The sequence below is a fragment of the Peribacillus frigoritolerans genome, from assembly GCF_001636405.1.
Classification (GTDB): domain Bacteria; phylum Bacillota; class Bacilli; order Bacillales; family DSM-1321; genus Peribacillus; species Peribacillus frigoritolerans.
Genome location: NZ_KV440950.1, coordinates 3706478 through 3728630, shown reverse-complemented (window position 1 = coordinate 3728630; position 22153 = coordinate 3706478). Strand labels below are relative to the sequence as shown.

The following is a 22153-nucleotide window of genomic DNA, read 5'->3' as shown; positions in this document are numbered from 1 at the left end:
AGCCTCCTAATGTTTTATATTATAAAACTGGGTTTTCATATATAGACAAAAGAGAAGGGAACCATCTCTATGAAATTGGTATCCCATTTCCCATTTGTTCTGATAATTGGAAAGCCGCCTGTTCCAGTTGTTCAATAAAAGTTTCTAGCTGAGCCTCATCTATACGAGCTATAAGTGTAGAAAGGCTAATAGCTGCAATAACTTTATTCTCATGATTTCGAATAGGTGCTGCAATACAGCGAACACCTGGCTCGTTTTCCTGATTATCAACTGCGTACCCTTGAGATTGAACTTGTTGAAGCTCACGCAAAAATTCAGATTCACCTGTAATGGTATATTCAGTTTGTTTAAAATAGACATATTCATTTAGAATTTTTTTAATTTCTTCCTGATCTTTAAAAGCTATTAAAGCTTTACCAACAGCGGAGCAGTGTAGTGGAATTCTTTTCCCTATTTTTGAATAAAGAATAACAGCCATAGGGCCTTCAACTTTATCAATATAAACTCCCTCTTTGCCGTCTAGTATAACCAAGTGGGCAGTCTGTCCGGTTTTTACCGATAAATCCATTAAGTATTTTTTTGATAATTCTCTAACGTCTAAAGACTGAATAACATAGTTTCCTCTTTCAAAGAGCTTCATTCCCAAACCATACTTCCCATTCTCAGGATTTTGACTGATATAGCCGTGATTTAAAAGCGTTTTCAATAAAGAATGAACAGTGCTCTTATGAAGTCCTAACTGATTACTTATATCTGTTATTTTCAATTCTGCTGTATGTTCGTCAAACAAATCAAGAATACGAAGAGCACGATCTACCGATTGAATAACAGGCATGGATTTCACCTACTTGTTTTAAATTATAAAACCTGTTTTTACTATTACAAACATTCTTACAATTCAAATATAATACTAGTTTTCTAAAAATGTCAAGAAACATAATTAAATACATGGATTTCCTCCTTTATCCAAAGAAAAATTATAAAGAATTCATTTATCATTCTCATTCTACAAAGCGAAGTTATTAAGTCATACAATTATCTACGTAAGATTAATAGGAGTTAATATCTTGTACAAAAACTAGTATTTTTTTAGAATTATACCCTCTGTTGTTTTAGATTCCTTACGTACATATGAGTAAAATAAGAGGTTTATTGTAAAAAACATGAAATCCTACTCTATAATTAGCTTTGGAAAGTTGATTGACTTTTCAGAAAAAATGTGATTATTTTAAATGGCAACCAAAGTTCAATATAGATGAACTGCGTTTTATATTATAAAACTAAAGGAGAGGTTTTTATAGAGAGTATACAAGATAAACAGTCCTAAGAATATTCAATATTTCAGATTATAAAAATCCAAATAGCAGTAGGAAGCATGATAGTAATTGCAATAAATATAGGTCAAAAATTAGCAGTTAATTATGTGAGCAACATAATTATATTTCTTTTTTTGAAATAAAAAAATCTTATTAACGGAGGAATACATATGTCATTACAATCGATATTTGGCGAAGAGGATGTATCTTTTTACAAAGTTCAAACTCATTCAAAAGGGGCAGATGGTTCACTCCCACTTACATCAGAAATGTTGCTAGATTCACCAAGTGGTGACCTTTTTGGATTATCCCAAAATGTTGGAATGGGATGGGCACCTTCAAACCTCCTTGGAAAACAAGTTCTAATCCTCGGTACTCAAGGTGGAATTAGGAATCATGATGGTACTCCAATTGCGTTAGGGTATCATACTGGCCATTGGGAAATAGGTTTATTAATGAAGGCGTCAGCTGAAGAGATTAGTAGACAAGGAGGGGTTCCTTTTGCAGGATTCGTAAGTGATCCATGTGATGGTCGTTCTCAAGGAACTACCGGTATGTTTGATTCCCTTCCTTTTCGAAACGATGCAGCTATAGTTTATCGAAGATTAATTCGATCATTGCCTACGCGTCGTGCAATTATTGGGGTAGCTACGTGTGATAAAGGTCTTCCAGCCATGATGGTAGCTCTAGCGTCAATGCACAACTTGCCAACTGTCATTGTCCCTGGAGGTGTTACTCTTCCACCTACAAATGGAGAAGACGCAGGAAAGATTCAAACAATTGGGGCAAGATACGCAAACAACGAAATTACTTTACAAGAAGCTGCTGATCTCGGATGTCGTGCTTGTGCTACACCGGGAGGAGGATGTCAATTTCTTGGTACAGCTGGCACCTCCCAAGTAGTTGCTGAAGCTATTGGAATGGCCTTACCTCACTCGGCACTGGCACCTTCAGGTCAGCCAATATGGATGGAGATGGCTAGGCAATCAGCACGTGCAGCTTTAGAGTTGGAGAAGAAAAAGATCTATACCAAAGATATTGTTACGGATAAAGCGATAGAAAATGCTATGGTGATTCACGCAGCTTTCGGAGGTTCAACAAATTTATTACTTCATATCCCAGCAATTGCTCATGCAGCTAATTGTAAGATACCCACTGTTGAAGATTGGACTAGAATCAATAAGAAAGTTCCTCGCTTAGTCGATGTACTACCAAATGGTCCTGTTGGTCACACAACCGTTAAAGTATTCCTAGCAGGTGGGGTTCCAGAGGTTATGCTTCATCTAAGAAAATTAGGTGTGTTGTATGAAGATGTACTAACCGTTACTGGAGAAACCCTTGGTGCAAACCTCGATTGGTGGGAAAAATCAGAAAGACGTACAATGATGAAAAAACAATTGTTGGAAATTGATGGAATTAATCCTGATGATATTATCATGGATCCAGTCAAAGCAAAAGAAAAAGGTCTAACTTCTACTGTTACATTCCCGAAAGGAAATATTGCTCCTGAAGGATCAGTAATAAAATCAACCTCCATTGATTCATCTGTAGTAGGAGAAGACGGAGTGTATCGACATACAGGAAAAGCTAAAGTCTTCACTTCAGAAAAGACAGCTATAAAAGCTATTAAAACAGGGGGTATTGAAGCAGGAGATATAATGGTTGTTATGGGCGGTGGTCCTTCAGGAACCGGGATGGAGGAAACATATCAACTAACATCGGCATTAAAACATTTGTCTTTTGGCAAATATGTCTCCCTGATTACAGATGCGCGTTTTTCGGGTGTTTCTACTGGCGCATGCATTGGACATATTGGACCTGAGGCATTGGCTGGGGGAGCAATTGGGAAATTGCGTGATGGAGACGTTATTGAAATCATTGTTGACCGCAATCAGTTAGTGGGTTCCGTTAATTTTGTTGGAACTGAGAATGAAAGATTTTCTTTAGAAAAGGCAACTAAAGTCTTGAAAGAACGTGACCTTCATCCAGACCTCAAACCGGATCCTGGTCTTCCAGATGATACTCGTTTATGGGCTGCGCTTCAATCAGTAAGTGGAGGAACCTGGCGCGGAAATATCTATGATACAGATCGAATTATTGAAGTTCTAAATGCGGGAGTAAAAGCATTAGGTGAAGAAAAAACACTAGTTCAAAATTAATCTATAATTGCGCAGCTTTAAAGCACACTTAAGACCTTACTTTTTAAACTTAATCGTTTATTATCCCATTTTATTAAATAGTAGTGCACGCTAAATTTTGTAATTGCTTCAAATGAAAGCGATTACTATATTTCGTTTTTTCAAATATCTACACTTTATGACTAGTAAACAAAATAGCATAAGCATCCTAGAGTTACTTACTAATTAAAATATAGGTTCGGTCTTTTTGTAAGTTGAGCAAATAGAAATATTTTAATTATTTTTTTGGAGGTTTAATATGCCATTACTTATTGTAGCGATTGGGATTATCCTGTTGCTAATTTTGATTACTGGATTCAAATTAAATACATTTGTTTCATTAATTATTGTATCTTTTATTGTATCTTTAGCCCTGGGAATGCCGCTTGAAAATGTTGTTGCATCGATTGAAGGTGGGTTAGGAGGTACACTTGGTCATATAGCTTTAATATTTGGACTTGGTGCAATGCTTGGTAGGTTAATTGCTGATGCAGGGGGAGCCCAGCGTATTGCAATGACCTTAATTAATAAATTTGGAGAAAAAAGAATTCAGTGGGCTGTTGTAGCTGCTTCGTTTATTGTGGGTATAGCACTATTTTTCGAAGTAGGGTTAGTTTTATTGATTCCAATTGTATTTTCAATTGCGAAAGAATTAAGAGTTTCTATTTTGCACCTAGGTATTCCTATGGCTGCAGCCTTATTAGCAACTCATAGTTTCTTACCTCCACATCCAGGGCCAACAGTAATAGCTGGTGAATATGGTGCAGATATTGGATTAGTTTTACTTTACGGTATTATTGTCGCAATACCAACCGTCATTATAGCAGGCCCTCTATATACTAAGGTGGCTAAAAAGATTGTACCTGATGCATTCAACAAAACAGGTAATATAGCTTCTTTAGGCGAACAAAAAACATTCCAGCTTGAAGAAACACCAGCTTTCGGTATAAGTGTATTGACTGCAATGTTCCCCGTTTTATTAATGGCTATATCTACAATTGTTGATATGATTCAAAAATCAATTGGATTTGAAGGGAATACATTATTAGAAATTGTTCGTCTTATAGGAAACCCTTCTTCTGCAATGTTGATATCTTTAATTCTTGCATTCTATACAATGGGAATAGCAAGAAATACTCCAATAAAAGAAGTGATGGATTCTTGTACGTCATCAATTGCTGCAATTGGTATGATGCTATTAATTATTGGAGGTGGCGGTGCTTTCAAGCAAGTACTGATTGATGGTGGTGTAGGGGATTATGTAGCGGAATTATTTACAGGAACTTCAATGTCACCGATCATACTTGCTTGGTTAGTTGCTGCGATATTACGGTTATCTTTAGGATCAGCCACAGTTGCAGCTATGTCCACTGCAGGATTAGTAATTCCAATGTTGGCTCAATACGATGTTAATTTAGCCTTAGTAACTCTTGCAACTGGGGCAGGCAGCTCAATTTGCTCGCATGTTAATGATGCAGGATTTTGGATGATTAAAGAATATTTTGGGTTAAGCATGAAGGAAACGTTTTTAACATGGACAATACTTTCCACTATTACTTCTGTAGCGGGATTAGGGTTTATTTTATTATTAGATGCATCCTTAATTATCTCTGGAGGAGTAATAATTCTCATTAGTATAGTAGCAATATATTTCAGTATGTTTGACCGATCTAAGGATAAAAGAAACGCTTTGGGGGATATAAAGGCATAAAACCGTAAACGAGGGGACGGAAGTTGATAACCTACTATTATGTAGATAATCAACTTCTCTTTTTTTTATAATGTATGGATGAAAGTGTCTGTTGCAGGTCCTTCAACAATCTGTTATTGAAGGTAGAATAGGGGAGAGCAAACTTACTTGCCGGAGGATCACGCCTTAAGAGGGTGTTTTTTTTAAAAGACATCGATTTGGAGAAAAAAGGGTCAGTTTGTCCGTACTATATCAATGAACGTTTTGGTAATTTCGTAGCGTCCAATATTCTCGAGCGTGCCTTAAGGCAACAATGCCAAATCAAAATGCTTCACAGACATGACAGAATTTCATCTTTACGGTGAGAAGGTGCCATAATTCCAATAACCAAACATAAGCGCCCCCAATAAATATAAGAATTAAATCTTCATTTATTGTTTTGTATTTCATTTACCACCATTTCTTTCTTTTTTTTAGCTATTTACGTGTCTTTGCTTTCTGACTAGGTTGGGATATACATGATATATATGTCTACTAGTTTTACCCCTTGGGTGAAGGGGATCAACAAAAAAATAAAAAAAATCAAAACAATGCTAAGGAAAAAATTACAAAACGTTAAAATTTTAATATAATTACATTATTCAGTTAATTTGGTTTTTACACTAACCTTGATTGCTAGGGGACATTGGTTATTGTCTACTAACATAGCAAGGGACCAAGCAAACACTTTAAAAATTTTGGACATGGGAAAACCGTTTGTAAAAGGCTTTAATACCTTAAGGAGGCGAAAAAGTGAGTCGAACGAAAAGCATCATTTCACTTAAAAATATTACCTGGAAGCGAAATGGAAAGCTGTTATTGAATGGGGTTTCATGGGAGGTCCAAAAAGGGGAACATTGGGCACTTCTAGGACTAAATGGATCAGGGAAGACATCTCTTTTAAAAATGATTACAGGTTATCAATGGCCGAATAGTGGTGAAGTGTCCGTTTTAGGAAATCTTTTTGGGAAAACGAATATTCCTGAACTGCGGAAATCCATCGGCTGGGTCAGTTCCTCATTAGATCAGGAATATCAGTCTCGCCCAAATGATACAGCACTTGAAGTAGTTTTAAGCGGAAAATTTGCTTCAATTGGATTATATGACGAATTTACAGAGGATGATGTGAAGAAAGCAAAAGCATTACTTGACCAATTCAGAATCAAACTTTTGTCTAACCAATTTATCCACACACTCTCTCAAGGTGAAAAAAGAAAAGTAATGATTGCAAGGGCCCTCATGTCTTCACCGCAATTATTAATCTTAGATGAGCCTTGCAATGGACTGGATATTTACTCTAAAGAAGAGCTGTTAGCATCTATTGAAGATATGACTGCTGCACCGAACGGCCCAACCATTTTATATGTTACACATCATATTGAAGAAATCGTACCATCTATAACCCATGCTATGTTAATCAATTCGGGGAACGTTATGGATAAAGGAGAAAAGAGGGAAGTATTAACCGAATCATTATTGGAAAAGACCTTTTGTGTCCCAGTCAAAGTAGAATGGGAGAATGAGCGTCCCTGGATCCGGATTAAATCCCTGTTATTTTCTGAGAAAAAATAAACCTAGTATGCTGAAGAGTAAAGTTAAGCATTCGTAATGGTAAAACTACAAGATGAATATAGACTCCTTTCCATTGGAGGCCTAATTAAATAACTGGATTTAGTGAGGGCATAATAATAGTCGTTAGGACATCTTAATGTAGCCCATTATGTAGAATGGTAGGTGTCTCTATAAGGGAGTACTATACTATACTTGGCATTGTTATGTGCTCTCAAACTAAAAAGGAGAAGATTAGAAATCTTCTCCTTTTTAAATTCTTTTCACGATAATTTGTTCTTCTCTCTCCCATCTGTTTTGCGGCCTTTTTAGACTTCTCCTGCCCAGGGTTTGTATATAGTACAGCCGTTGTGGTTGAATTATGACCAAGTTGAGTCATCAACAAATGAATATCTCCTGATTGGTCCATTATATTCGTCCCATAGGTTTGCCTAATTTTGTGTAGGGACTTGGAATTATTGGACTTAAAGGCTTTCGTGTATTTCTTTACTAAAGCCTAGATGGCGCGGTTGGAAAGAGGGGTGGCCCCATCATTTACCCTAGTCAAGTGCAGTTACACTTGAGAAGTATCCTAAACAGTTTGAAAGACTTCGGAAGGCACTTGTTGAGGAGAAGCTGCCTAGGTGAAGATTAATGAACAGGTTCCTTAGGGATCTGGCTTTTTTATTTATGTTTCCTAATAAAGTGTATAATTTAATTAAAAATATAAAGGGGGCTGAAGTGCTTGAAACGTTCACTTAATGATTTAAACAAGCATTATGAAGATTTATCTAAACACTTTGTAGAAGGAGTTATCATTAGGAATGGTTGGAAGTACAGAGAACAAGAAAACGATAACGATATAGATGGGGAAATAGAGGTTTTCACCGAGGAGAGGGAAACAACAGCTAAATTACTTAAAGTTCAATTAAAAGCTACAACAAACCTAAAAATTGATGGTGATTCAGTTCTCTTTGATTGCCCTGTTAAGTTTTTAAACTTTTGTGATGTTTGTGATATTCCAGTGGCTATCATTGTATATGATGTGGAAATTGAAAGAGCTTTTTGGCTATGGACTCAGCAGTACATTTCAACTGTGCTGGAGAATGACAATTCAATGTGGAGGGCAAACAGCAAGACTGTCAGAATTAGAATTCCAATTTCCAATAAAGTTGAAAAAGAGGTTAACTTCTATTCAGAAATAGAAAGTATTGCAACTCATGGGGTTAACATTATTCAGCAGTTAAGAAAGCAGAATACAAGTGAATATTATTATACAATCTTGGAAGAGCAAGATAACTCAACCCTACAAAAGCGTAGATTAAGTGCTCGTATATACGTAGAACGTTCTTTTGCCACCTCGAAGGATTCTATGATTGAACTAGTCAGAAAGATAAATAATAAAATTTATGAGAACAACTTCAATAAAAAAATTTTTAAAGGTATTACTTTAAATGATACCCCTGATTACATATGGCTTTATTTTTATGATGATATTGTTCACCTAAATCATGGTCTCCCATTTTGTAGAACTGAATGGGTTAATGACATTAAAGATGAGTTTATTGTTTTTAAAGACAGATTTGATACGGAGATAGTGGAAGAAAATATTAGAGTAAAATGGTATGAAGATTATAGAACGCTGAACGACAATATAAAATATAATTCCATTTCCAAAAGAGAATACTTTGAAAAAATGCTTCCCTTTATAAATTATATCAACTCAGTATTTCTTGAGATTAATAGGCTGATTTATAGTAATGAAAATAACAGCTTCAATACCTTTATAGAAGAAAACTCGAAAGAAATTGATGATATGTATATATCACTTTCTGATGAAGGTTACACACCTTATGAATGTAAAGACTTAAATAATGCATTAATGGATAGTTACACTGAATTATCTAACTTTGTGTCAGAAATAAAGCCAAATATGAATAATAAATATTTCGTGGAGTCTAGAGAACGTGAGCTATATGAGCAATTACTTGTTCTCAATTATGAATTGGGGAAAGTTGAAGGACATTAAAATGACCAGAAAATTCTTTTTAATCTACAGCGTTATCCATTCACTTAGCAATCTTCCTAAGAGCGTCTGAACAGTAGTTTCTACCTCCTGAGTCCTACAAAGACTGTACTCAGCTCACACAAAGGGCTTCAACCTTTTGAATTCTCCAGGTTCGTAACATATCCTTGAGTTTATACCCCAGTTAGCCTTTATAGCTCAACTCAAAAGTGATCACTAAAAAATTATGAGAGGTAGGGGTGCCTCTCCCCCGCATGGTGACATTTTTAGACGAGGTGAATTCCCAGAACCCGCCTTGAAGTAAAACTCAGGAATAAATTTATAGCTTCCCACCTCAGAAAATCTTCTCTTTTTCATTTAATCTTATTCACGAAAGTGTTCTTTCTGTAGCTTTTAAATAAGTCGTGCCGTTTATAAAAAAGATGCAACGTTTTACCCCTTGGATATGGTTATCTAAAGGGGTATTTTTAAAAGATCAATTAAGGAACGGATGAGTGACAATAAGTTCCTCCGTTAAAGGGCCAGATTGCGGAGTAACATATTGTGAAAATGTTAGTAATTTGTTTCCTCAATAATCACATATGGTTATACCACAGATATTTATTTGTATTTGAAATAAGAAAAAGGAAGGTATCCCCTCCTTCCTAGTTTCTAATTAAAATGCATAAGCAGTTTCTTGTCCAGTTGGATAAATAATTCTTGCTGGGTTCATTCCATATCTCTGGAACCTATCTCCATTCGTAGATAGAGAGAAGTTGGTTCTTGCTTTGATAAATTTAATGGAACCAGTCCCATTACTTATTTTTGTTCTTAATTGATGCCGAAGATAGTTGCATTAAATTCATCCTCTGATGTTTTCGCAAAAGAAAAGTCCGGCGAATACACTTGATACAGATGAGGTAAAATTGACACTTCAGCATCTTCAGTAGAGGTTAATATAACAATTCATCTGGACCATATTGGTTTAGTCAACCGAATTGTTTCTACGCATTCCATTCCTGTATACGCTCATCCAAATGCCATACTTGTACTGAAAAGAGATAAAGACTATACGAAAATGAGAATAGAGTTTTTCAGAAAACTATACAAGGAGATGGGATGTGGGGAAATCGGGGATAAACAAGTGGTTAATTTACGCAATCCTATTATTCTAGGTGAGGATAAAAAAATCCATAGCGAAATCCACGAAATTATCAATAACCAACTTTTTGGCTTTAATATTTTGGAAATCCCAGGGCACGCTCCAGACCAGGTTGCCTTTTATGGCAAAGAGTGTAATGGCTATTTGCTGGAGATTTATTAATTGAAAATATTCCTAGCGATGCCTTCATTGAACCAGATTATGATGGGATCCGTACAAAATCCTTGGTCCAACAAAAGCAGTCATTAGAGAAATGTTCTTCTTTGAATGTTGAACTCGTTTTTTCAGGTCACGGTATGATCATAGAAAATCCTGTTGATTTATTAAAAGAAAGAATAAAAGAGATTGATGAAAAAGCCAACAAATACATAAGCATTATTAAATCCGGAATTTCAACCGTAAGTGGAATTGCCTAATTACGATATAAAGAAAAGTATGAAAAGCAGTTTTTCAATATTATGTCTGAAATTATTGGTTATCTAGATTATCTTGAATTACAAGGGGAAATTAATAAGGAAATGGAGAAAGAAATTTGGCATTAATTGCAACTAAATCATTGAAGGGCCTTATAATGCCTTTGATTGATGTTGTAAAACCCGTTTCCGATACATCCAAAACGGGTTTAGTCATTATGTTTAACCGTTCATACGACCATGATAGTTTATGAATGGGCGGCATAATCTCTAAGATACCAATGAAAAAGGAGTTGACCCCGTAAGGCCAACCCCTTGCAAACTGTTATTTTATTGTAAGCGTTACAGAATTATAGTTTTTCCCATTACCAAGTGGATTGAAGTTTTTCTCAATGTTTCCTGCGGCGTCCACAGTGAAATAATTGATGGTTGTTGTCTTTTCAATTTTTAATGTTTCTGCAAATTCACGGGTGCCGCTTAATTTAATTTTAGTTGATTGGAAGGTAGGGCGGCTGCCGTCAAGCGTATAATAAATCGTGGCTGGCTCACTTGTTTCAATCTTAACATCAACCGGACCTGTGTATTTACCGTTTCCAGGTGTAGATTTTGAGGAAGGCGGCTGATGGTCTTTTGCACTGTTGTAGGCTACTTTCATTAAGCCAATCAACCCATTGGCAAATTCCATTGCTTCTTCATGACCTTCTACAAAGGCTGGCTGGAATCCAACTGCCTGCCATCTTTTTGTATCCTTATTCCATAAATCTGCCCCCTACTTCGAAGTTCCAGGCATAAATCCCCTTTTCATACCATAGGTAGTCCGCGGAGTTACCTGCAGCAGAGTATAGTACGTCAGGAATTGGACCTGTACGACTAGGTAGAATGACCGTTCCGCGGTGGTCTTGAATATCATTTAGGATGTTATTAGAAGCTGCCCAGTAAAAAGCTTCTTCACCAGCTGATGGGCGTGGCAGTGTTGTACGTTTTGAATCGTAGGCACCAGGGGACCACATGAAGTAGCCGCCATAACTATGAATATTCATTGCAAACTTAATATTTGGGTTTTTGTCAGCAAGCCAGACAAGGTTTCTTCCTTCAGGCTCAGAGTTTTCAGCTGGTCCAGCGTAAGTATCTCCCGTGCAACTTGTACCTCCGCCAATATAGCCATCAAAAACGGAACCAACAGAATGGTTGCGGTTAAGGTCAACTCCCCAATTATTACGGTACCCAGGATCAGAGGCAGTGGGACCACAGTGATTGGTCATATTTTTACGCTGCATATTGTAATCATTTAAGCTGTAATTAGCACCATCAGGGTTTACTGAAGGTACAAGGAATATATCAAGATTATCAACAAGCTTTCTTGTCTCACTATCTTGATTATAGTTTCGCAGTAGTCTTTCCGCCGTTTCAATTGTTACGAGTGGGGTCACCCATTCACGGGCATGCTCCTGAGCATATCCAAGAACACCTGGTTTAGAACCGTCACGATGCTTGCCGATTCGGATCGCTTTTACTGTGAAAGGATCACGGGAAACGTCTGCCCCAGCTTTCAAGCCGTCAGTTAATATCGCAGCATTTGTAGTTGGTGCGACAACACCAGCACCAGTATTACCGCGGTATGTAGTCGCAGTGACAAGTTGGCTAGCATTCTCATTCAGTGCTTTAACCACTTGTGCGGCAGTACTTGTTGCCTTTCCTGACGAATCAGTAGCTAAATCTACAAAAATCCTGGTACCATCCACAGTCACTTTTAGTGGTGCATTATTGGTTCCCGGATTCTTGAATTCTACCGATACATCATTCCCGCCTTCATGCCCCCATGCTTTTGAGGAAACAACAACTGCGAGGTTGGTCGTGCCGCCGATAGTTGCTTGGGCAAGACGTCTGTAACCATTTGTTTTATTTGGCATATCAATGATTTCTACCAAGTTCGGGAATTCTTTTGAAAGTTTTTCGGCACGTTCATATAATTCATTTGGTGCCATATAGTGGTCAACAAAATCCGTAACATAATCTGTTTTTGGATGTTTCGGCTCTTTCCCTAACCATTCAGTAATGGTGCTCGTAGCTGTTCCTCCAAGATTACTTTCAATTTTAACAGATGAAGGAATGGCGCTAATTGGTAGAAGTAAATAGTGATATAAATATTCACCGTAATCTACCAATCTAGAAAGTGTAGCAGATTTTTCCTCACCGTTCTCGGTCCAAGTTGCTTTAAGTGCTGTGCTAGCAGTCGCACCGGCGCTTGATTTTACTTCGAGATATAGGAAGGTGCCTGATTGATTGGTAAAATGGTTTGCCCTAAGGACTTTAAGTGTATCCTCGGAAGCTGCCAGACTGGCTTGCAGCTGGACAGTAGATTGCCGCTCTGCCACGCGTGTGCTCCATTGATTTTCGGTGATCAGGGTCTCTTTTACATTGATGCCAAAGGTCTTTAACATGGCAATTTCTGTTGGTGTGACAACGGCATCCACTTCATAGACTCCGTCGTGTGCTTCGATTCTGTGGGTAAGGTCAATTCCAAGCTCAAGAAGCTTGTCCTTTGCCTTATCATTTGGTACCACAAGTTGAACAATTGAGACCGATTCTTTCTTAGGAATCAGCTGGTCAGGTTGTTCGACCGCTGCAACCGGAATACTTAGGCCTGTATAAAATGTAGAGAACCCTAGTCCGGTTATTGCAGTCATCACCACTAAATTCCTTTTCCATTTCTGCTTTTTCTGTTGTGTCAAAAACTGCACCCCCAAAATGCTGAAAATTTTAATACAAGCTTATTGTAAGTTGAATGTACTTAATATCTTGTCGTAAAATCAGGGGCAGTTAAAAATCCACTCTACAAAAATTTTATTGAGAAAATATAATACTTTATTTTAGAAGATTGAATTTTAGACTGTTTTTCCTATTTAAAAAGTACTGCGCCACACGAAATCCAGTAATTTTAGGAGTACAAAATTACTAGATTTTATTCCATAATAATTCCTATAAACTGTATATTGGTAATCAACTGTTTTTATTGTTTAAAATTGTTTAATATTGTTGATTTTTGTTTAATTTTGTAAAAAGAAAGTTGTAATATATTTCATGTGAATTGCGGCTCTATTGTTAAAAACCATCAAATGCCTATCAACCTTTGTGCCAATCCAACATTTAATAAAGAAACAAGAATTATTATGAATAGGAATGATGGGGAATGGCAAAAAGAAACCGAGGAAAATCAATCAGCTACTTGCCTTCAAATGGCAGAGGGACATGCCCACTGTGTGAAAGAACAGGAGTAAAGCTTCTCTACCCGCACAAAACTGAAACATACCAAACCATCAAAGTCTGCAAAAACTGCCGCCATAAATAAAAATCTCATAGTAAAAAATCACATTCAGCAATTAACCGTAAAAATTGAAACCATGGAAATGGTGGCTATTACTATGGTAAAAGTGCTACAAGCAAGTAACAACCGCACAGAAGCAGAATCTGCTATTAAAAAACCGAATATAGTCTATTACATGAGAATGCATGAGAATCTATTGGACTCTAGTAGATTACCATATATTCTCTTTTTTAGTATTATCAAGTGATGGTGATCCAGAGAAAGATTGAAAGTTCACTGGAAGAGGAGGCGAACCAGGCATGGTCCAACTTGCCTGAGGATCAACGCCTTAAGCGGGTGTTTTTTTAGAGGCTCTTTTCGTAAAGATTGTTGTTTTTAAAACGAAACTATTTAAGGTTGATTGGATCGGAAGTGCGAGACTCCTGCGGGAGCAACGGGACAGGTGAGACCCCACAGGCGTTTACGCCGAGGAGGCTCACCGCCCGCCCCGCGGAAAGCGAGCATCTGGAGGGGAAATCAACCACAACTTACTACCTGGTAAATAGCAACAAAGTATGTGAAAACAGCCTTATTAGAAAAGACATCGATTTGGAAAAAGGACCAGTTTGTCCGTACTTATATCAATGAGCGTTTTGTGGAACGGTTGAAAAAGAAATGGAACTTGGTAATTAAGTCAAGGAAGGACATGCTTTACATTAACATAATGAATCATAAAAATATTTACATTCTTTAATCCAATAGATCCACATAATATCAGTAATTACTTCAGTTTTCCAATCATATTTCATGGTTTCAATCATAGAACTTTACCTAACAACAATGTTGTATCAAAAAACCATCTAGCTGAAAAATGCCACAAAAGTCCTTGCAAACAAGTATACAAGGACTTTGATAAATTACATAAAAGAAATAGCACCACTAATAATAGCTAATACTGTTAAGATTAACGTTGTCAAGATGGCCCATTTGTATGCGAATTTCTGATATTCTCCAAGGTCTTTATCAACCATGCCAACTAATAGAATGGTTGATGCAACAAGTGGACTCATTAAATGAGCGGGTTGTCCCAATATAGAAGCACGAGCAATTTCCAATGGGCTAATACCATAGGCTGATGCTGCTTCTGCAAGAATAGGGAGAACTCCAAAATAATAGGCATCATTCGATAAAACAAAAGTGAATGGCATACTTGTAATGCCAACAATGACAGGAAAAAACTGTCCTAATGAAGCAGGTATTATCGCAATCAGTCCATTAGCGATAGCATCAACCATTTTTGTACCGGAAAAGATTCCTGCAAATACTCCTGCCGCAAAAACTAATAGAACAACAATTAAAGCGTTTCCAGAATGTGCTAAGATACGTCTTTTTTGCATTTCCAGATTGGGGTAGTTTACCATTAAAGCAATAGTGAAACCGACCAAAAATAAAATGGGGGAAGGAACCAATCCCATAATAAGCATGACCATAATGCTTACAACAATTAATAAGTTAACCCACAAAAAACGAGGACGTTTAATGTCAATATGAGGAAATGTTTCAGTGGCTTCATTTTCAACAGTAGCAGCTATTTCATTTTTGAACTCTTCTATGTGTATTACACCAAGTCGTTTACGTTCTCTTTTCCCTAAAATAAATGCGACGAAAATAACCCAAAGAGCACCACCGATCATGGTAGGAATAAGTGGAACAAAAAATTCGGATGCATCAAGTCCCAATACTGCTATTGCTCGGGTAGCAGGTCCTCCCCAGGGGGTCATACCACTCATAACACTTAAAGCCAGCATGGCTACAGTGGCTAAAACCAATGGATTCATACCGATTCGTTTATAAAGTGGATACATAGCTGAAACTGTAATGATATACGTTGTTGTACCGTCTCCATCTAGGGCCACAAGTAATGCAAGAATTGTGGTACCCATCGAAATTTTGACAGGATCTCCCTTGACAACTTCTAATAACTTTTTGATAAGTGGGTCAAATAAGCCCGTATCTATCATAATGCCAAAAAACAATATGGCGAATAATAATAGAGCTGCAGAAGGAGCGACTAGCTTAATGCCTTCCATCATCATAGTGCCAATTTTGCTTCCAAAACCACCAACTCCTGCAAAAACGATCGGAACTAAAGTTAAAGCAACAATGGGTGATAAACGTTTGGACATAATTAAATAGGTAAAAACGGTAACCATGGAGATGCCTAAAATTGTAAGAAACATTATTAAATCCCCTCCCAAATATTGAATGCGCTTTCAATCGATCTCTGGATGACTAAGAATTAATTTCGTGTCTTCATAAAAAATTAACTGGTAGATTAATAAGTTTTACATTATGCTTATGCGCTTTTCTTTATTAAAGGTAATACAGGGAGAACAATAAGTTAAATACATATTTTTTTTGTGTTGGTATCAAAATAATTTATTCTAAAAAAAAGATTGGAGGGAGGAGAACAAAGAAAGGCAAAGGATAAGTGATACAATAAAGAAATTTTTAAAAATTTAATGCTATTTTTTTTAGTATTTAAAAAGAAGGTCATCATCTAAATATTGTGAATGATGACCTTCTTTTCTTTATAAATCAGACTTTTTCAGTGTCCTTGAGCAAAGCTCTCTCCTTTTTTAATTAACATTTAGTTTTAACGTTACTGTTCTTGTCTTTTTTTCTTAAACTTAATTTTAATACCAATCTTAGTAATGGAGGCACTGCGGCATAAATAAAAGCCATCCGAAATAGTTGATAGCTGGTAACAGTAGATACATCAGCGTTTACTTCTTGTGCAATGATTCCCATTTGATCCATTCCACCAGGGGCTAAACTTAAAAAACCCGTAATAGTCGATAAATCATAATACCGGGTCAGTAGAAAACTAAAAAACATTGTTGTGCAGATCAAAATCAGTCCGTTCATCAAAGCAAATAATAAGGTTTTTCTTTTGTTGTCAAGTTGTTCCGGTTTTAATAGTAAACCGATATAACCGCCAACCATAAATTGAGATATATCAAGAAGTGAAGGAGGAAGTGGTGGTCCCTGCAAACCAAAAAGGCCTACTGCCGCAACAGCGAATACTGGTCCTAAAAAGTAAGGAGCTGGTAATTTGAATATTTTACCTACTCTAGCTGCGAGAAAACAAATAAGGGCGAACAGAAAGATTAGAGGAAATAAATCACTCCACTCTGGAATAACGTTATCCATTATTTTAGAGGAATCATTGGTACGATTCGCTGCAAACAGGGGACTGATAATTAAAAGGGGAACTAAGAAAACCACCATTATCACTCTTGTAACATGGAAAAAGGTTACTGTCGTAATATCAATACCTTTCATTTCTTCTGCAAACACAACAATTTGTGACAAACCTCCAGGAATACTACTCGTTAAGGATGTAGGATAGTCAATGCCGGAATATTTCGACATAACAAAAGCAGAACATGCACACACAAGGACAATTAAGGCTGTAAGGATCAACATTGAGGGAAGGTGACTAATCATATCAGACAGTGAGCTCTTGGTAAAGGAGATGCCTATTGAATAACCTACAATAATTAATCCAGTATTTCTCATCGAAACGGGCCAAATCAATTTAACGTTTTTGAAACGTGATGCAATTAATAGGGCTGCCATTGGACCAAGAAGCCAGGGGATTGGAAACCTGATAAGAGAGAAAAGGCCGCCACCAATAAAAGCAGTTAGAAGTGCAGCCGAAAATTGGATTGTCTTGCTTGCATCATTTAAATCCCACTTTTTCATGTTAATTCTCTTCCTTTGTACTAGTTTTATTTCGATTCGTCTTATTTCTATTGTTTAGAATCATTAAGAAAATCAATAAATGCTTTTACTTGTGCCAAATCCATAGTCACATCCCGGTAAAAAACCCAAGTTTCTCTAAGCAAAAAGCTATTATCGCTTAATACAATGGGGAAAGTATACAGTGGTTCATCATCTTTAATACAGATTTCTGGTAAAATGGCATATCCTAAACCATTAAGAACCAGTTCCTTACATGTTTCAATCCGATCTACCTCCATTGAAATCTTAGGTGGTAACGTAAAGGTTTCCTGCCACCAGTTTTCAATAGTATTTCTTAACGATTGGTCTGTCTGATAATTAACTCTAGGAAGAAAAGGAAGTTCTTTTAATTCAATTTTTTTACTGGAGGCAATACAAATCTTTTCTTCTTGAAACAACACTTTATTTTCCTGCCATTTGTAAGGACCTCTAACGATCCCGAGGTGTGCTTCTTCTTTTTGAAGCATTTGATGAATTTGAGAACTCCATCCAGTTTTCAAACTAATTTCAACATCTGGATATAGGGTTAGAAATTCTTTTAATAATACTGGTAGTTTATAACGGGCAAACAAGCCAGATACACCCAATCGCAAAGTTCCTTTTACTTTTTTATCCAAATTTGAGATGTGTTCTTTTGCAGCTCCTAATTGCTTACGCATATTTTTCGAATATTGTACAAGGTATTCCCCTTCAACTGTAAACTCGACACCTCTTTTGCCTCTAGAGATTAAATTTGTTTTGAACTCTTTTTCCAGCTGTTTTATACGATAGGATAAAGCTGGCTGAGAAATAAATAGTCGTTGTGCTGCTTTTGTTATATTTCTTTCTTCGTAAAGAGTAATTAAAATAAGCCAGTCTTTTTCATCCATAAAATTTTTCTCCTTTAACCATAAAAAATATTTATGGGTAATTATAAATAATGATAATTTATTTGATTTCTAAAAGTATAATACAACTAATGAAAAAGGAAATCTATCTTTTTATGTAAACCAATAGACTCACTATAGTTTTGCTTTTCCAACATCCTTTCATAAATTTTTTCTATGGCAATGAATAAAAAAACAATATTATTTTTATTCATTATTTTCACTTATTATTTACATGAAGAGTTATCACTACTTAACAGGAGGGGTAAAAATGTCAAATACACAAAATTATGATGTAGTTGTAGTAGGGGCAGGAAATGCAGCTTTATGTGCCGCAATCTCAGCAAAAGAGGGAGGTGCTAGAGTTCTTGTATTAGAACGAGGACCATTGGAAAAGCGTGGAGGGAACTCTTTCTTCACGGATGGAGCCATTCGTGTAGCATACAATAATTTAGACGCAATCAGAAATATAATACCTGAATTAACAGATGAAGAATCCGAGTTAATTGTAATGCCTGAATACACGGAATCCGACTATTACAATGATTTAATGCGAGTAACAGGTGGACAAAGTAATCCCGAATTAGCAAAACAGCTGGTTACTAAATCGTATGAAACAATTGCTTGGATGCGCGATCAGGGAATAAAATTTGAATTGAATTATGAAAATCAATCTTTCGTACAAGATGGCAAGCGCAATTTCTGGGGGGGGCTGCCTATCAAAACGGAAGATAAAGGCGTGGGCTTAATGAGACAGCTCTTTGCGCGGACAGAAGAAATAGGCATTGACGTTTGGTACGATTCACGTGCTGTGGAGCTTGTATCAGAGAATAACACAATATCCGGTGTCGTTGTTGAGAAGGATCAAACAATGGTAACAGTTCAGACATCCGGTGTGATTTTGGCTTGTGGCGGCTTTGAAGCCAATAAGAAAATGAGATGTGAAAATATTGGTGAAGAATGGGAAGCGGCAATTGTTCGTGGAACCGAGTTCAACACAGGAGACGGCATTTCCATGGCTATGGCAGTCGGGGCTCAAAAATTTGGGCAGTGGTCTGGATGTCATTCGATTGGGACAGATTATAACGCGCCAAAAGTAGGGGACTTCACGAAGCCGGGAGATATTTTTAAAAAGCATTCTTATCCGTACAGCGTCATGCTTAATAATGAAGGAAAACGTTTTGTTGATGAAGGAGCAGATTTGCGAAATTACACCTATGCCAAATACGGCCGTGAGGTATTAAAACAGCCTGGACATGTGGCATATCAAATTTATGATGCACAGGTACGCCCGATGCTGCGTAAAGAATATGACCTTGAAGAAGCGACTATTTATAAAGCATATACACTTGGAGAGTTGGCTAGTTTACTGCCGGTCAATCAAACACAATTCCTTAAAACGATCGAAGAGTATAACAGTGCCGTACAAGATGGCGAGTATAGACCCGCAGAGAAAGATGGCAAAGGAACGAAAGGAATTACCCCTCCTAAATCCAACTGGGCACTTCGAATAGAGCAAGGGCCATTCTATGCTTTCCCTGTAACGTGCGGAATTACGTTCTCGTTCGGCGGTTTGCATGTAGATACAACGGGTCATGTGTTAAACAAAGAAGAACAACCGATAAAAGGTCTCTTTGCGGCTGGTGAAATGATTGGAGGGATTTTTTATGAAAACTATCCTGGTGGATCCGGGTTAATGTCTGGAGCAGTCTTTGGAAAATTAGCTGGTTCATCCGCAGCCCACTATATTCAAGAAAAGGTTGAAGCGGTCAATAATCATTGAGTCCTTTCCTTGCATAGTTAATTAGATAAGAGTTTGTCCAAAAAATCTAGGATACATTAAATAGAAGAATGAAAAACAGCCAAGGCTTAAAAAAAAGTTCTTGGCTGTTTGGTACTTCAAATATTAAAAGTCTTTATGCATTGACTAAAACACATATCATATAGGGATATGAGTTTTAGAGTATAGCTTTAAGCGTCCTGATGGCCAGACAATATGATTTTTCTTCTATTATATATAGCTATTCAATTTTAGCACCAGCTGAATGGATCAGCTGGGCACTATCGCGCATGAAGTCAGCGCTGACTTATCAACAGTTACCAGATATTAACTATTTTGTATGATATATTTATATAGGTGTTCTTCCTATGCTCCGATTGATGCTAAAATTGAGCCTGTGAAAAAGGATACCATTCAATAAATAATTTTTTCCCTATAACAAGGATGATAGATAACAATTAGTTTTCTTTTTGGTTAAATACTCCAGTAACCATGAAAATCTGGATTCAGTATATCCTAACTTGCCGGAAAATTTTCATCTATTCTCAATCCTATTTTACAATTGAATTTTGTAGACATCGGTTAGTTGGAGATACATTATAGTCTGGGCTCTATTGAAAAACTCACTTATAAAAAACAAGGATCATTGAAGTAAACTATTTCGGAAAGAATTTTAGTGCCTTTCATATTTTTGAATAGTTCTTTCGCTTCTTTTTCTGTGTCAAATTCAAAAATTTTAATATTTCCTTTTAAAAAGACAGTGATGACCCACATTGAAAAGCCTCCAAGTGATAGATAATTTTTTTTGCTGTAATTTGCAAATTAATTCAAATCAAGCTAATTGATAGGAAAGCTCGTAATTTTTTTTCGTGTACACGTATCCCTCTAAAATGATTCTCGCTGTGCGTACCACTTTAATAGCACGTATGTGTCCTGCCAAGAAATCAACCTTTGTTTCCATGATCCCTGCCGGGTGGGCTAATCGAAAAATTTCCTGTTTAATGTTCACCATCTCGGATAAAATCGTTTCCTGTAAGTAAGCTCCTGCAGTTGCACAGATGGCTCCTGTAATAGCAAGCGCTTGATGGGGCTTTTGCATTGACATCATTCTGATCATCAAATCCATCTCTGAGGCTTTTCTTTCCGATCCGTTTAGGTCTACGTAATCCATAGGAGGAGCAATTAGGGTCATTTTAGGAACAGCAGGAGATTTGACAGTCGCTGATTTCTTATCGGAAAATTGACACATTTCAGCTGCAATCGACCGGATTTCTTCTAGTTCATTTAATTTTTCCTGTGAATAATCAGTGGGCAATTCGCTTCCGTTTAGACCAATATCCTGTGCCCTTACAAAAACAAGTGGATTGGCAACATCAATGATTGAAACTTGAATCAGTCGATCCTTCGTTTTAATCATGTCTATTGGATTTCCTGTAGGGAAAAGTTTTCCTGTAACTGCTCCTTCAGCACGAGTAAAAGAAAGATAGATAGGTGATCCTTTACCAGGCACGCCTGGAATTGAGCAGCTGCCTTCTTTTTTCACTTGTCCATTTTCAACCTCTACTTCTGCAATTATCAATTTCTGTGTATTCGTGTTAAAAATTCTCACCGTTGTAACAGGTTCTTTTGCCGGAACTAATCCGTGCTCAATTGCGTAAGGTCCTACAGCAGATGAAATATTCCCACAATTTCCTTTAAAATCAACCATTTGATTATCGATGCTGATTTGCGCAAATGTATATTCCACATCGAATTCCGGTGATTCTGATTTTTTGATGATCGCTGCTTTACTTGTCAATGAATTCGCTCCTCCAAGACCATCAATCTGTCTCCGATCCGGACTGCCCATCACGTCAAGTAAGAAATCTTCCCAGAGTGAGCGATTCGAAGGCATATGTTCAAAGTTAAGGAACACACCTTTACTTGTTCCGCCGCGCATTACAACTACTGGTACTTTCATTGTATAACCACCTTTTCTCAAATCAATATTTATAGCACTACCGGTTCCTTTGAAAATATAGTATGATAAGTTCATTCATAAGTAAA

At 36.9% G+C, this 22153-nt stretch carries 17 protein-coding genes; 9 read left to right on the top strand and 8 right to left on the bottom strand.

What is annotated here, in order from left to right:
* Positions 1-67 precede the first annotated feature (67 nt).
* A complete protein-coding gene (locus A6755_RS17655) occupies positions 68-835 on the bottom strand; it encodes an IclR family transcriptional regulator (protein WP_063591513.1) in 768 nt (255 codons plus the stop codon).
* A gap of 651 nt (positions 836-1486) precedes the next feature.
* On the opposite strand from A6755_RS17655, the gene A6755_RS17650 reads away from it, so the two are divergent.
* From A6755_RS17650 to A6755_RS27975, 7 genes are all read left to right on the top strand, one after another.
* Entirely contained in the window at positions 1487-3475 is a 1989-nt protein-coding gene (locus A6755_RS17650; RefSeq protein ID WP_063591512.1) for a YjhG/YagF family D-xylonate dehydratase, read from the top strand.
* A 277-nt stretch (positions 3476-3752) separates the two neighbouring features.
* Positions 3753-5204 carry a GntP family permease gene (locus tag A6755_RS17645; RefSeq protein WP_063591511.1) on the top strand — a complete coding sequence of 484 codons (1452 nt, stop codon included), beginning with the start codon at positions 3753-3755 and terminating at the stop codon, positions 5202-5204.
* A 771-nt stretch (positions 5205-5975) separates the two neighbouring features.
* The gene (locus tag A6755_RS17640; RefSeq protein ID WP_063591510.1) at positions 5976-6794 is read left to right on the top strand and encodes an ABC transporter ATP-binding protein; all 819 of its coding nucleotides are present in this window, start codon (positions 5976-5978) and stop codon (positions 6792-6794) included.
* A gap of 721 nt (positions 6795-7515) precedes the next feature.
* Positions 7516-8799, top strand: coding sequence for a DUF4365 domain-containing protein (locus A6755_RS17635; protein WP_063591509.1), 1284 nt, complete (start codon positions 7516-7518; stop codon positions 8797-8799).
* A 901-nt stretch (positions 8800-9700) separates the two neighbouring features.
* Positions 9701-10099 (top strand): MBL fold metallo-hydrolase, encoded by a 399-nt coding sequence (locus tag A6755_RS27695; protein ID WP_347876809.1) that lies wholly within the window; start codon positions 9701-9703, stop codon positions 10097-10099.
* A gap of 101 nt (positions 10100-10200) precedes the next feature.
* Complete coding sequence (locus A6755_RS27160) at positions 10201-10353, top strand: hypothetical protein (protein ID WP_174878737.1); 153 nt, start codon at positions 10201-10203, stop codon at positions 10351-10353.
* A 116-nt stretch (positions 10354-10469) separates the two neighbouring features.
* Entirely contained in the window at positions 10470-10604 is a 135-nt protein-coding gene (locus A6755_RS27975) for a hypothetical protein (RefSeq protein WP_284108767.1), read from the top strand.
* Positions 10605-10675: 71 nt separating this feature from the next.
* On the opposite strand, the gene A6755_RS17625 is transcribed toward A6755_RS27975, so the two are convergent.
* On the bottom strand, positions 10676-11035 hold the full coding sequence (locus A6755_RS17625) for a chitobiase/beta-hexosaminidase C-terminal domain-containing protein (protein WP_063591507.1): 360 nt from the start codon (positions 11033-11035) through the stop codon (positions 10676-10678).
* Positions 11036-11099: 64 nt separating this feature from the next.
* The gene (locus A6755_RS17620) at positions 11100-13082 is read right to left on the bottom strand and encodes a M14 family zinc carboxypeptidase (protein ID WP_063591506.1); all 1983 of its coding nucleotides are present in this window, start codon (positions 13080-13082) and stop codon (positions 11100-11102) included.
* A gap of 458 nt (positions 13083-13540) precedes the next feature.
* On the opposite strand from A6755_RS17620, the gene A6755_RS28440 reads away from it, so the two are divergent.
* Complete coding sequence (locus A6755_RS28440) at positions 13541-13699, top strand: hypothetical protein (protein WP_488656221.1); 159 nt, start codon at positions 13541-13543, stop codon at positions 13697-13699.
* Positions 13700-14571: 872 nt separating this feature from the next.
* Here A6755_RS28440 and A6755_RS17615 read toward each other — a convergent pair.
* The 3 genes from A6755_RS17615 to A6755_RS17605 form a co-directional block, all read right to left on the bottom strand.
* Positions 14572-15894, bottom strand: coding sequence for a CitMHS family transporter (locus A6755_RS17615; protein ID WP_063591505.1), 1323 nt, complete (start codon positions 15892-15894; stop codon positions 14572-14574).
* 403 nt (positions 15895-16297) lie between these two features.
* A complete protein-coding gene (locus A6755_RS17610; protein ID WP_063591504.1) occupies positions 16298-17422 on the bottom strand; it encodes an AbrB family transcriptional regulator in 1125 nt (374 codons plus the stop codon).
* A gap of 47 nt (positions 17423-17469) precedes the next feature.
* Positions 17470-18330, bottom strand: coding sequence for a LysR family transcriptional regulator (locus tag A6755_RS17605; RefSeq protein ID WP_063591503.1), 861 nt, complete (start codon positions 18328-18330; stop codon positions 17470-17472).
* A gap of 268 nt (positions 18331-18598) precedes the next feature.
* Between A6755_RS17605 and tcuA the strand changes: the two genes are divergently transcribed.
* On the top strand, positions 18599-20110 hold the full coding sequence (gene tcuA, locus A6755_RS17600; protein WP_063591502.1) for an FAD-dependent tricarballylate dehydrogenase TcuA: 1512 nt from the start codon (positions 18599-18601) through the stop codon (positions 20108-20110).
* A gap of 624 nt (positions 20111-20734) precedes the next feature.
* Here tcuA and A6755_RS27155 read toward each other — a convergent pair.
* Positions 20735-20881 carry a hypothetical protein gene (locus A6755_RS27155; RefSeq protein ID WP_174878736.1) on the bottom strand — a complete coding sequence of 49 codons (147 nt, stop codon included), beginning with the start codon at positions 20879-20881 and terminating at the stop codon, positions 20735-20737.
* A gap of 58 nt (positions 20882-20939) precedes the next feature.
* Positions 20940-22067: a 2-methylaconitate cis-trans isomerase PrpF family protein gene (locus A6755_RS17595; RefSeq protein ID WP_063591501.1), complete on the bottom strand. Its 1128-nt coding sequence runs from the start codon at positions 22065-22067 to the stop codon at positions 20940-20942.
* Positions 22068-22153 lie beyond the last annotated feature (86 nt).

Bases quoted from the DNA above. Each gene is read 5' to 3' on its own strand.
- A6755_RS17655 (WP_063591513.1), bottom strand. From the start codon at position 835: ATGCCTGTTATTCAATCGGTAGATCGTGCTCTTCGTATTCTTGATTTG.
- A6755_RS17650 (WP_063591512.1), top strand. From the start codon at position 1,487: ATGTCATTACAATCGATATTTGGCGAAGAGGATGTATCTTTTTACAAA.
- A6755_RS17645 (WP_063591511.1), top strand. From the start codon at position 3,753: ATGCCATTACTTATTGTAGCGATTGGGATTATCCTGTTGCTAATTTTG.
- A6755_RS17625 (WP_063591507.1), bottom strand. From the start codon at position 11,035: ATGGAATTTGCCAATGGGTTGATTGGCTTAATGAAAGTAGCCTACAAC.
- A6755_RS28440 (WP_488656221.1), top strand. From the start codon at position 13,541: ATGGCAAAAAGAAACCGAGGAAAATCAATCAGCTACTTGCCTTCAAAT.
- A6755_RS17615 (WP_063591505.1), bottom strand. From the start codon at position 15,894: ATGTTTCTTACAATTTTAGGCATCTCCATGGTTACCGTTTTTACCTAT.
- A6755_RS17610 (WP_063591504.1), bottom strand. From the start codon at position 17,422: ATGAAAAAGTGGGATTTAAATGATGCAAGCAAGACAATCCAATTTTCG.
- A6755_RS17605 (WP_063591503.1), bottom strand. From the start codon at position 18,330: ATGGATGAAAAAGACTGGCTTATTTTAATTACTCTTTACGAAGAAAGA.
- tcuA (WP_063591502.1), top strand. From the start codon at position 18,599: ATGTCAAATACACAAAATTATGATGTAGTTGTAGTAGGGGCAGGAAAT.
- A6755_RS27155 (WP_174878736.1), bottom strand. From the start codon at position 20,881: ATGTGGGTCATCACTGTCTTTTTAAAAGGAAATATTAAAATTTTTGAA.
- A6755_RS17595 (WP_063591501.1), bottom strand. From the start codon at position 22,067: ATGAAAGTACCAGTAGTTGTAATGCGCGGCGGAACAAGTAAAGGTGTG.